Consider the following 11,662-nt stretch of genomic DNA (forward strand, 5'->3'; position numbering starts at 1 on the left):
TCTCGGGAAAACAAGCCCGTGCTATTCCAGCAGTTGCCGCAGCACGAAGGGCAGGATGCCGCCGTGCTTGTAGTAGTCGACCTCGATCGGCGTGTCGATGCGCAGGCGCACCGTCACCTCCTGATGCGTGTCGTCGGCGCGGTGCACGACCAGCTTCACGTCCATCTGCGGCTTCAGCTCGCTGCCGATCACCACGTCGATCTTCTCGTCGCCGGTGAGGCCCAGCGTCTGCCACGAATCGGCGCCGCGGAACTGCAGCGGCAGCACGCCCATGCCGACCAGGTTGGCGCGATGGATGCGCTCGAAGCTGCGCGCCACCACGGCCTTGATGCCCAGCAGCTGCGTGCCCTTGGCCGCCCAGTCGCGCGAGGAGCCGGTACCGTACTCCTCGCCGCCGAACACCACCGTCGGCACGCCCTGCGCCATGTACTTCATGGCGGCGTCGTAGATGAACATCTTCTCGTTGCCGGGCTGGAACAGCGTGACGCCGCCCTCTTCCTGCGTGCCGTTGGCGTCCGGCGGAATCATCAGGTTCTTGATGCGCACGTTGGCGAAGGTGCCGCGCATCATCACGTCGTGGTTGCCGCGGCGCGAACCGTAGCTGTTGAAGTCGGCCTTGGCCACGCCATGCGCCTTGAGCCAGATGCCCGCGGGCGAGCTTTCCTTGATGGAGCCGGCCGGCGAGATGTGGTCGGTGGTGATCGAGTCGCCGAACAGCGCCATGACGCGTGCGCCCTTGAAGCCCGCGTCCGACGCGTGCGGCGTCATCCTGAAGCCCTCGAAGAACGGCGGCTCGGCGATGTAGGTCGACTTCGGCCAGTCGTACACCTGGCCGTTGGTACCCTCGATGCTGCTCCAGAACTTGCCCGGGTCGGTCTTGACCTTGTCGTAGTTCTCGCGGAACGATTTCGCATTCATCGCGTAGCGCAGGTTCTCGTCGATCTCCTTCGGCGTGGGCCAGATGTCGCCCAGGTACACGTCCTTGCCGTTCCTACCCTTGCCCACGGGCTCGGTCATGAGGTCGGTCATCACGTTGCCGGCGATGGCGAAGGCCACCACCAGCGGCGGCGAGGCGAGGAAGTTGGCCTTCAGGTTCGGATGGATGCGCGCCTCGAAGTTGCGGTTGCCCGACAGCACGGCCGCGCCGATCAGGTCGTTCTTGGTGATGGCCTCGTTGATCTCGGGCGTCAGGTCGCCGGCGTTGCCGATGCAGGTGGTGCAGCCGTAGCCCGCGAGGTAGAAGCCGAGCTTTTCGAGGTACGGCAGCAGGCCGGCCTTCTCCAGGTATTCGGTGACGATGCGCGAGCCGGGTGCCAGAGAGGTCTTGACGTGCGGCTTGACCGTGAGCCCCGCCTCCACAGCCTTCTTCGCGAGCAGGCCGGCGGCCAGCATCACGCTCGGGTTCGAGGTGTTGGTGCACGAGGTGATGGCCGCGATCAGCACGTCGCCGTTGCCGATGGTGACTTCGCCCTTGGGCGCCGGCGGTGCGGTGGCGCTGGTGTGTGCCGCGGCATGGGTCGAGCGGTTGGCCACCATCTCGATCACGTCGCGCGGCGCACCGGGCGGCGGCGCCGCGGCTTCGTCGTCGCCACGCACGCCGTTCACGCTCAGCGGATAGCGCAGCTTGAGCTTGTCGGCCGGCTGGTTGAAGCCGTTGGCTTCGTTGGGCTTGCTGTAGAGCTCGGAGAACTTGGTGGCCAGGTGGCCAAGGTCGATGCGGTCCTGCGGGCGCTTCGGGCCGGCCAGGCTCGGGGACACGGTGCCGAGGTCGAGCCTGACGATTTTCGTGTAGTCGATGTCGCCCGGGTTGGGCATGCCGTACAGGCCCTGCGCCTTGTAGTAGGCGGCGAAGCGCTCGACCTCTTCCTTGGTGCGGCCGGTGCCTTCGAAGTACGCCACGGTCATGTCGTCGACCGGGAAGAAGCCCATGGTCGCGCCGTATTCGGGCGCCATGTTGCCGATGGTCGCGCGGTCGGGCACGGCGATCGATGCGGCGCCGGGGCCGAAGAATTCGACGAACTTGCCCACGACCTTCTCGGCCCGCAGGATGGACGTGACGTACAGCACCAGATCGGTGGCCGTCACGCCTTCGCGCAGCTTGCCGGTGAGCTCGAAGCCCACCACGTCGGGCGTGAGCATGTAGACCGGCTGGCCCAGCATGGCCGCCTCGGCCTCGATGCCGCCCACGCCCCAGCCGACCACGCCGATGCCGTTGATCATGGTCGTGTGGCTGTCGGTGCCGACCAGCGAGTCGGGATAGTAGGTGGGCACGTCGTTCGCGTCGCCCGGGCTCTTGTAGACGCCGCGGGCGAAGTATTCGAGGTTGACCTGGTGCACGATGCCGAAGCCCGGCGGCACGACGCGGAAGGTGTCGAAGGCCTGCATGCCCCACTTCATGAACTGGTAGCGCTCGTTATTGCGCTGGAACTCCAGCTTCATGTTCAGGTCGAGCGCCTTGGGCGTGCCGTAGTAGTCGACCATGACCGAGTGGTCGACCACCAGGTCGACGGGCACCAGCGGCTCGATGGTCTTGGGCGACTTGCCCAGCTTGGCGGCCACGCTGCGCATGGCGGCCAGGTCGGCCAGCAGCGGCACCCCGGTGAAGTCCTGCAGCACCACGCGGGTGACGACGAAAGGAATCTCGTCGGTGCGCTCGGCGTTCGGCGCCCAGTGGGCCAGCTCTTCGACATGCTTGGCCGAGACCTTCTGCCCGTCGCAATTGCGCAGCACCGATTCGAGCACGATACGGATGGAAACCGGCAGGCGGTCGATGGTCGGGTACTGCTTGGCCAGTTCCTTCAGGGACCAGTATTTGCCGGACTTGCCCGATGCGGTCTTGAAGGTCTTGAGGGTGGACGCAAAGGCATGCGCCGGCGCTTTGGCCATGGGGGAACTCCTGTTTGTTCGTGGAAGCCTCTCAAAGATATCAGGGTTCGATGTCAACGGCTGTAGTCGGTCTTCCCTGCTGACGCCTTGCCGGGCCATGTTCCTCATGGCGAAAAATGCCGGGGACAGGGGTGTCGCCGGCATTCCGCGATCTCACCAGCGGCCAGCCGGCTCCAGGCCGGAAACCACGCGGGCACCGCCGCGGGTGCGGCGCAGCCCGGTCCATTGCAGCTCGGCCAGCACGACCACGCAGGCCACCTGAGCCAGCACCCAGGCCATGCCCAGCGCAGTGACCGGGAAGATGCCGCTCACCAGCAGCGCGACGCTGGCCACGGCCCAGCCGAAGTTGCCGGCGACGACCAGGCCGATGAGGGTACGCGGCGGCGCGCGGCGGCTGGCCATGAAAGCAGCGGCAGCCGCATAGGCCAGCAGAAAAACGCCCGTACCCGTGAGCAGCGGCGCCGGCAGGCCGGTCAACCTGGCCAGTGCGCCGGTGAACGCCACTTGCAGCGCGCCCGTCGCGGCGCAGGAAGCGGCATCGGCCCACATCACGTTGGGCAGGAAACGGGGGGATGCGAAGACGGACATGTGAATCTCCTTGGGTGGTTACGCCGCAAGCCAGCCCTGCCGCGTTGGAGCCCATGATTCCGGCCGGCGTGAATCGCGTCGATGACCTGGGAGGTCATGGCGCCGCGCCGCCGGCGCGCCAGAATGCAGCCCCATGAACATCACCCGCTCCCACCTGTCCAAGGCCAGCCAGCCCGGCGCGCGCGACCCGTTCGGCGCCCACCTGCGGCACTGGCGCACCCACCGCCGCCTGAGCCAGCTCGACCTGGCGCAGGAGGCCGAGGTCTCGACCCGGCACCTGAGCTACGTGGAAACCGGCCGCGCCGCGCCCAGCCGCGAGATGGTGCTGCGCCTGGCCGAGCGTCTCGAGGTGCCGCTGCGCGAACGCAATGCGCTGCTGGTGGCCGCGGGCTTTGCGCCGATGTACCGGCAGCGCTCGCTCGACGATCCGGCGATGGCCGCAGCTCGCCGCGCGGTCGACCTGGTGCTGAAGGGGCACGAGCCCTTTCCCGCGCTGGCCGTGGACCGCCACTGGAACCTGGTGGCGCACAACGCGCTGGTGCCGATGCTGATGGAAGGCGCCGCGCCCGAGTTGATGCAGGCGCCCATCAACGTGATGCGGCTGAGCCTGCATCCCGACGGCGTGGCTCCGCGCATCGCCAATCTCGCCCAATGGCGAACCCATCTGCTCGAACGGCTGCAGCAGCAGATCGCTGCCACCGGCGACGCGGTGCTGCAGGAATTGCATGACGAACTGGAGGCCTACCCCCCACCCGCGGTCAGCCACGACCTGCCCGCCATCGACACGGCACTGTCGGCCATTGCGGTGCCGATCCAGTTCGTGACGCCGAACGGGGTGCTGAGCTTCATCAGCACCACCACCATCTTCGGCACGCCGGTGGACGTCACGCTGCAGGAACTGGCGGTGGAATCGTTCTTCCCGGCCGATGAGCAGACCGCTGCTGCGCTGACGGCATTGGCGGCGCAGGCGACGGCTTGAAAACCGGGGACCGCTGGCTCAGCGCTTCTTCGGAGGCTGGCCCGCGGCACCGGCCGGGGCTGCGCCAGTAACTGCGGCCGGGTCCCGCCAGCCGTATTCAACGTAGCGGCGAATGATCAGGCAGCCCGGCGGCGAATCGATCAGCGAGACCGACGAGGTGGGCTCTTTCTCGTCGGTGTAGACCGCGTAGTTGGGCAGCAGCCGCGTCATCTTGTAGCTCGCCAGCTCTTGCTGGCCGACGCTCGCGCAGGTGAAGGGCGCGACCGAGATGCGCTCGGCCGACACGGTGCAGGCGCCGCTGTCGTCGGGAATGGCGGTGATCGACGCGGCCACGCCGGCGTTCGGAAACTCCATGCCGATCAGCGAGAACATCGGCCCGGCATCGGGGCGCTTGCGGTCCCAGTCGAGCAGCACGTCGTGGCTGCGGCTGCCCTGCACGGTGAGCGTGGAAAGCCGCGTGATGGCGGGCAGGCAGCGCTTGATACCCACGCTGGTTGCTGCGCGCGTGAGCGTGTCCTGCGGCGCCGCCGGTGGCGCCTGGGGCACCAGCACGCCCTGTGCGAGTGCAGCGCCGGCAGCGCCCCACGACAGGGCGGCAAGCAGCAGGCGGGGGAATCGTCGGTTCGGCTTCATCCCGGTCCTCATGCGTAAAGGTTCTCGATGGCGGCGGTGTAGGTGCGCACGTTGTCCTCGCCCTCGGGGTCGAGCGTGGCAATGAAACGGCGCGCGCGCTCGCGGTAAGCCGGCAGGTCGGCGTCGTGTTCGGCGAAGGCGCGCTGCAGGGCGCGACCGCCCTCCTCGCAGTCGAAGCCGTGATAGCGGTAGCCGCAGTCGCCGATGAGGTGCGAGTTGTGGATCAGCGGATAGCCGCCGTACAGGGCCTCGTAGTAGAGGTAGTTCTGCGCGTTCTCCCAGTGGTGCGCGAACACGGCGTCGATCTTGCCCGGCATCACCTGGTAGACCGGGAAGCGCCCCTCGAAGGTGGCCAGCCCGTGCTGCACGATGTCCAGGCTTTGCGCGAAGCCGATGAACAGCGGCTTGTCCTTCAGATGGAAGCTGTTGTAGACCCACATCTTCTCGATCAGCCGCGGCTGCGCGCGGTGCGCCGCCTCGCAGCCGAGCATCGGGATGAAGCTCGTCTTCACCATGCAGATGTTGGGCTCGAAGATGGCCACGCGCCACTGCCTGCGGCCGGGTTCGTAGGCAAACGGCGGACTCTGCGGCGCGCGGGCCATGGCGCGCTCCAGCACCATCGGGCTCCAGAGGTGAGTCATCAGCCGCACCGGCGCGCGGAAGGTGCTCTCGAAGTAAGGCTTGCAAGACACCTCGTACTCGGGGATCGTCCAGACCTCGTCGTACGGTGCGCCGGAGACCAGCAGGCCGTGCGGCTTGTCGAAGATCATCCGCTCGATGTCGATCACGTAGTCGTTGCCCACACGCATCGAGACGATCTTGCCGCCGCGTTCGCGAAACGCCACGGACCACGACATGGCCAGCTGGGCACTCATCTCGATCATGAGATCGAGTTCTTGTGCGGCCGTGGCCATGTCGATGATGGGCACCGGCGAGTCGGCCAGAAAATTGGTTGCATCCGCAGGACCGCCGTCGCCGCCGCCGGCCACCAGCACGGCGCTTTCCACGCGCGGCGAACGCAGCAGCAGCATCACGAGGAACAGGCAGTTCTGGTAGACGCCGTTCTCCCACAGGCTCTGCTCGCCCTTGCGGATGAAGATGGAAACGCCGACCTTCAGCTTGGCCGGCATGGTGGCCTTTTTCTGCGCTTCGCTCATGCGGCGCTCCTCACGCCGTCGGCACGGAATGCGGCATTGCCGCCCACCAGGTGCAGCAGGCGCTGCGCATAGCCGTCGACGTTCGCCCGGTGGAGCGGATCGAGCGTCTCGAAGACCCGCAGGGAGCGCGCGCGGTAGTCGTGCAGTTGCCTGTCGTGGCTGCGCACCGCCTGCAGCAGTTGCGCCGCGCCGGCGGCGATGTCGAAGTCGGGGTAGTAATAGCCGGCATCGCGCAGCCAGGGCGAGTTGTGCACCAGCGGGTAGTTGCCGTAGAGCGCATCGAGGTAGCTGTAGTTCTGGTCGTTCTGCCACTGGTGCGAAACCACCGCATCGGCGAACTGCACCATGAAGCCCGCGAAGTCGTGCCGGCCGTGGAAGATCGCCTTGTGCTGGCGCACGATGTCGAGCGAGTTCGCCAGGTACAGCATCGTCGGGTGGTCCTTGACGTGCAGGGTATTGAGCACCTGCATCGAGGCCACGGCGGTTGGGTCGGCGCGATAGGCCCCGTCGCAGATCAGCATGGGCACGCTGCTGGACTTCACCACCGAGATATTGGGCTCGAAGATCGCCACCCGAAACCCCGGCTGCTCGGCCGTGCGCGGCGTGTAGCCGAAACGGTGGCCCGCGGCCTCGACCTCCGCGACGCGCTGGGCCAGGAACTGCGGCGACCAGAGATACGGCACCTCGAACACCGGGCAGCGGTGCATGGTGCGCATCATCGGCGCGAACACCGCGTCCTTGGGCAGCAGCCACACCTCGTCGCAGCGGTCGGGTTTGCTGAAGTGGCCCTTGTCGGTGAACACGATCGGCTCGGCCAGCGCCGCGAAGGGCTGGCCCACGCAATGGAACACCACGCGGCCGCCGCATGCGCGGAAGTAGGAGAGCCATTGCACGTCGAGCGCGCCGGCCATCTCGATGACCACGTCCAGCGCATCGGTCAGGTCGCGGGCCCGCCCGAAAGCCAGGCCCATGGCGGCCAGGTCGACCTGTGGCGGCATGCTCGGCTGGTCGCCGGCGTCGACCAGGGTCACGGATTCGACGAACTCGATACGTTGCAGCAGCCGGGCGAGAAACAGGACGTTCTGCCCCATTCCGTTTTCCCAGATGTTCTGCCCCGCGTGGGTGAGGACTGAAATACCAATGCGCATGGGGGCGAAGTGTGTACCAAAAAAAACGGCTCCCGCACCGTCAGCGCGGGAGCCGCCCGGTCAGGGGCGATTCAGCGGCTTGCTTACTTCCACTTCCAGCCGATGCCGGCGTTGATGCCCCACTCCTTGCCCGTGGTCGTCAGGCCCGCGCCCCAGGACATCTTGCCGTCATCGGACAGCGCCTTGAATGTCAGCGCCACGGCGCTGTAGCCCTTGTAGCTGCCGAGACCCACGCCCACGGTCTTTTCGCCGGGGTACAACGTCGGCAGGTACGTGCCCGACATCGCGAAGGCCATGGCCGTGCCCGAGTAGGCGATGCGCGCCACGTCGCCAACCTGTCCCTTCACCTGGTTCAGCTGGTTCAGGTTCACGGCGTCCGTCGGCAGCACGCCCGGCGCCACGTTGCTGATGCGCGTGCCGCCCGGTGCCTGCCCGCCGCCCAGCGTGACCTGGTTGTAGTTGACCGAGCCGTCCGGGTTGGTCGCGTACTGCACGCCGCCGGCCGCAACCGCATTGGCCGTGGCCCTCAATTGCGCCACGTTGGTGGCGTCGCTGTCGGCCGTACCTGCCGCCACGCCGGTGATCTGGCGATACTGGCCGGAGGCCGCATCGCCCACCGACACCGCGGCCTGCGTGCTGGTGGTTGCCCTAATGGCCGCCGCCTGCTGCGCCGTCGCGCTGCCCGGCACGTAGCCGGCCACACCCGCCGCGGTGGAAGCCACCGAGCCCGAGCCCAGCGCCACGCCGCCGCTTTGCTGCACGATGGCGCCGAAGCCGATGGCCGTGCCCTTGGAGATGTTCTGCGCCTGGCTCAGCGCCGTACCGCCTGCGTCGGCGTTGTCGCCCAGCGCCACGCCACCGCCGCCTGCGCGGGAGTTCACACCAATGGCCTGCGAGCCCGTGGCCAGCGCCCCGGTACCGATGGCGATCGCGTTCGCACCCGTCGCCTGGGCGCCGAAGCCCACCGCCACCGCGCCGTCGGCCGTGGCCCGGGCGCCGTTGCCGGCTGCAAACGAGTTGGCGCCGCTGGCCACCGATTGCGGGCCGATCGCCACGGCTTCCTGGCCAGAGGCTTGGGCATCCGCCGCCGTCGAGTTGGCGTGGAAGTACTTGGTGCCGGTGTTGTAGATGTTGTTGACCGACGTGCTCAGGCTGTTGACGTTGACGTTGGTCGTGCTCAGGCTGCTCGACAGGCTGCCGACACCGGTCGACAGACTGGCGATGCCGCTGGTCGCGGTGCTCAGGCCCGACGAGGTCGAAGTCGACAGGCTTGCCACGCTGCTGTTCGTCGTGCTCAGGCCGGTGGACAGGCTGCCGATGCTGCTCGTCGCCGTGCTCAGGCCGGTCGAAGTCGAGGTCGACAGGCTGGCCACGCTGCTGTTCGTCGTGCTCAAGCCCGTCGACAGGCTGCCGATGCCGCTCGTCGTGGTGCTCAGGCCGGTGGACAGGCTGTCGACCGTGCTCGACACCGTGCTCAGGCCGGTGGAGAGGCTGCCGATGCTGCTGGTCGCGGTGCTCAGACCTGTGGAAGTCGAGGTCGACAGGCTGGTCACGTTGCTGTTCGTCGTGCTCAAGCCCGTAGACAAGCTGCCGATGCTGCTCGTGGTCGTGCTCAGGCCGGTCGAGACCGATGCCGACAGGCTGGCCACGTTGCTGTTGGTCGTGCTCAGGCCCGTCGACAGGCTGCTGATGCTGCTGGTCGCGGTGCTCAGACCCGTCGAGGTCGACGTGGACAGGCTGTCGATGCTGCTCGTGGCAGTGCTCAGGCCGGTGGAAGTCGAAGTCGAGAGGCTGGCAACGTTGCTGTTGGTCGTGCTCAAGCCGGTGGACAGGCTGCTGATGCCGCTGGTCGCGGTGCTCAAGCCCGTCGAAGTCGACGTGGACAAGCTGTCGATGCTGCTTGTAGCCGTGCTCAGCCCGGTGGAGGTCGACGTGGACAGGCTCGCAACGTTGCTGTTCGTCGTGCTGAGCCCCGTCGACAGGCTGCTGATGCTGCTGGTGGCGGTGCTCAGACCCGTCGAAGTCGACGTGGACAAGCTGTCGATGCTGCTCGTGGCCGTGCTCAGGCCCGTGGAGGTCGAGGTCGACAGGCTGGCCACGTTGCTGTTTGTCGTGCTCAGGCTGGTCGACAGGCTGCCGATACCGCCACCAAGCGAGGTCGACAGCGACGTCAGCTGACCGAAGTTCACTGCATCGGTGGGATTCACACCCGCGGCGACGTTCGTGAGGATGACCGGCGAGGTTGCACCCACGCCTCCCAGCGTGACCCTGGAGTGGCTTGCATCGTCGTACTGGACCGAATTGGCAAGGCCGGTCGACAAGCTGCCGATGCTGCTGGTCGCGGTGCTCAGGCCGCTGGACAGGCTGCTGATGCCGCTCGTTGCGGTGCTCAGGCCAGTCGAGGTCGACGTCGACAGGCTGGCCACGTTGCTGTTGGTCGTGCTCAGGCCGCTCGACAGACTGGTGATACCGCTGGTCGCAGTGCTCAGACCCGTCGAGGTCGAGGTCGACAGGCTGGTTACGTTGCTGTTGGTCGTGCTGAGGCCGGTCGAGAGGCTGCTGATGCCGCTGGTAGCAGTGCTCAGACCGGTCGAGGTCGAGGTCGACAGGCTGGTTACGTTGCTGTTTGTCGTGCTCAGTCCGGTGGACAGGCTGCTGATGCCACTGGTCGCGGTGCTCAAACCCGTCGAGGTCGACGTGGACAGACTGTCGATGCTGCTCGTGGCCGTGCTCAGACCGGTGGAGGTCGAGGTCGACAGGCTGGCGACGTTGCTGTTCGTCGTGCTCAGGCCAGTGGACAGGCTGCTGATGCCGCTGGTGGCCGTACTCAGACCCGTAGAGGTCGAGGTCGACAGGCTGGCGACGTTGCTGTTTGTCGTGCTCAAGCCAGTGGACAGGCTGCTGATGCCGCTGGTTGCCGTGCTCAGGCCCGTCGAAGTCGAGGTCGACAGGCTCGCCACATTGCTGTTGGTAGTGCTCAGTCCAGAAGACAGGCTGCTGATGCTGCTCGTTGCGGTGCTCAGGCCAGTCGAGGTTGAAGTCGACAGGCTAGCAACATTGCTGTTCGTCGTGCTCAGCCCCGAGGACAGACTGGTGATACCGCTCGTCGCAGTACTCAGCCCTGTCGATGTGGAGGTCGACAGGCTGCTCACATTGCTATTGGTCGTGCTGAGGCCCGTCGAAAGGCTGCTGATGCTGCTGGTGGCGGTGCTCAGACCCGTCGAGGTCGACGTGGACAGGCTGTCGATGCTGCTCGTCGCTGTGCTCAGACCGGTGGAGGTCGAGGTCGACAGGCTGGCGACGTTGCTGTTGGTCGTGCTCAAGCCGCTCGACAGACTGGTGATACCGCTGGTCGCCGTACTGAGACCCGTCGAGGTCGAGGTCGACAGGCTGGCCACGCTGCTGTTCGTCGTGCTCAGGCCGGTGGACAGGCTGCTGATGCCACTGGTCGCGGTGCTCAGGCCCGTCGAAGTCGACGTGGACAAGCTGTCGATGCTGCTTGTGGCGGTGCTCAGACCGGTCGACGTCGACGTCGACAAGCTGGCAACGCTGCTGTTCGTCGTGCTCAAGCCAGTGGACAGGCTGCTGATGCCGCTTGTTGCAGTGCTCAGGCCCGTCGAAGTCGAGGTCGACAAGCTGGCGACGTTGCTGTTGGTCGTGCTCAGGCCGGTGGACAGGCTGCTGATGCCGCTCGTTGCGGTGCTCAGGCCAGTCGAGGTCGAGGTGGACAGGCTGTCGATGCTGCTCGTGGCCGTGCTCAGACCCGTGGAGGTCGAGGTCGACAGGCTGGCGACGTTGCTGTTCGTCGTGCTGAGGCCGCTCGACAGACTGGTGATACCGCTAGTCGCCGTGCTCAGACCCGTCGAGGTCGAAGTCGACAGGCTGCTCACGTTGCTGTTTGTCGTGCTCAGGCCGGTGGACAGGCTGCTGATGCCGCTCGTTGCGGTGCTCAGACCGGTGGAGGTCGAGGTCGACAGGCTGCTCACATTGCTGTTGGTCGTGCTCAGGCCGGTCGACAGGCTGGTGATACCGCTTGTCGCAGTGCTCAGGCCGGTGGACAGGCTGCTGATGCCACTGGTCGCGGTGCTCAGGCCCGTCGAAGTCGACGTGGACAAGCTGTCGATGCTGCTTGTGGCGGTGCTCAGACCGGTCGACGTCGACGTCGACAAGCTGGCCACGCTGCTGTTCGTCGTGCTCAAGCCAGTGGACAGGCTGCTGATGCCGCTTGTTGCAGTGCTCAGGCCCGTCGAAGTCGAGGTCGACAAGCTGGC

The 11,662-nt window shown here is 66.7% G+C and carries 8 protein-coding genes and 1 pseudogene; 2 read left to right on the forward strand and 7 right to left on the reverse strand.

The window, feature by feature from the left end:
- Positions 1–21 precede the first annotated feature (21 nt).
- Both ACCD11_RS08495 and ACCD11_RS08500 read right to left on the reverse strand, forming a co-directional pair.
- Positions 22–2,886, reverse strand: coding sequence for an aconitate hydratase (locus ACCD11_RS08495; RefSeq protein ID WP_007831367.1), 2,865 nt, complete (start codon positions 2,884–2,886; stop codon positions 22–24).
- A 153-nt stretch (positions 2,887–3,039) separates the two neighbouring features.
- Positions 3,040–3,474 carry a hypothetical protein gene (locus tag ACCD11_RS08500; protein WP_007831369.1) on the reverse strand — a complete coding sequence of 145 codons (435 nt, stop codon included), beginning with the start codon at positions 3,472–3,474 and terminating at the stop codon, positions 3,040–3,042.
- A 133-nt stretch (positions 3,475–3,607) separates the two neighbouring features.
- On the opposite strand from ACCD11_RS08500, the gene ACCD11_RS08505 reads away from it, so the two are divergent.
- Complete coding sequence (locus ACCD11_RS08505) at positions 3,608–4,453, forward strand: helix-turn-helix domain-containing protein (RefSeq protein WP_007831371.1); 846 nt, start codon at positions 3,608–3,610, stop codon at positions 4,451–4,453.
- An 18-nt stretch (positions 4,454–4,471) separates the two neighbouring features.
- On the opposite strand, the gene ACCD11_RS08510 is transcribed toward ACCD11_RS08505, so the two are convergent.
- The 5 genes and pseudogenes from ACCD11_RS08510 to ACCD11_RS08530 form a co-directional block, all read right to left on the reverse strand.
- Complete coding sequence (locus tag ACCD11_RS08510) at positions 4,472–5,086, reverse strand: hypothetical protein (protein WP_413313520.1); 615 nt, start codon at positions 5,084–5,086, stop codon at positions 4,472–4,474.
- A gap of 8 nt (positions 5,087–5,094) precedes the next feature.
- Positions 5,095–6,243, reverse strand: a complete 1,149-nt coding sequence (locus tag ACCD11_RS08515) for a DUF2827 domain-containing protein (protein WP_413313522.1) — start codon at positions 6,241–6,243, stop codon at positions 5,095–5,097.
- The gene (locus ACCD11_RS08520; protein WP_413313524.1) at positions 6,240–7,391 is read right to left on the reverse strand and encodes a DUF2827 family protein; all 1,152 of its coding nucleotides are present in this window, start codon (positions 7,389–7,391) and stop codon (positions 6,240–6,242) included. Before ACCD11_RS08520 ends, ACCD11_RS08515 begins: the two co-directional genes overlap by 4 nt.
- A gap of 83 nt (positions 7,392–7,474) precedes the next feature.
- The gene (locus ACCD11_RS08525; RefSeq protein WP_413313532.1) at positions 7,475–8,425 is read right to left on the reverse strand and encodes a YadA-like family protein; all 951 of its coding nucleotides are present in this window, start codon (positions 8,423–8,425) and stop codon (positions 7,475–7,477) included.
- Positions 8,417–11,377: pseudogene (locus ACCD11_RS08530) on the reverse strand (beta strand repeat-containing protein); the annotation flags it as partial. The pseudogene ACCD11_RS08530 and the gene ACCD11_RS08525, both read right to left, overlap by 9 nt.
- Between ACCD11_RS08530 and ACCD11_RS08535 the strand changes: the two are divergent.
- Positions 11,322–11,662, forward strand: a 341-nt coding sequence (locus ACCD11_RS08535) for a hypothetical protein (RefSeq protein ID WP_413313526.1), incomplete at its 3' end; no start/stop codon positions are given. The pseudogene ACCD11_RS08530 and the gene ACCD11_RS08535 overlap by 56 nt on opposite strands.

Origin of the sequence: Variovorax sp. Varisp36, assembly GCF_047304235.1 — a bacterium.
Taxonomy (GTDB): Bacteria; Pseudomonadota; Gammaproteobacteria; order Burkholderiales; family Burkholderiaceae_C; genus Variovorax.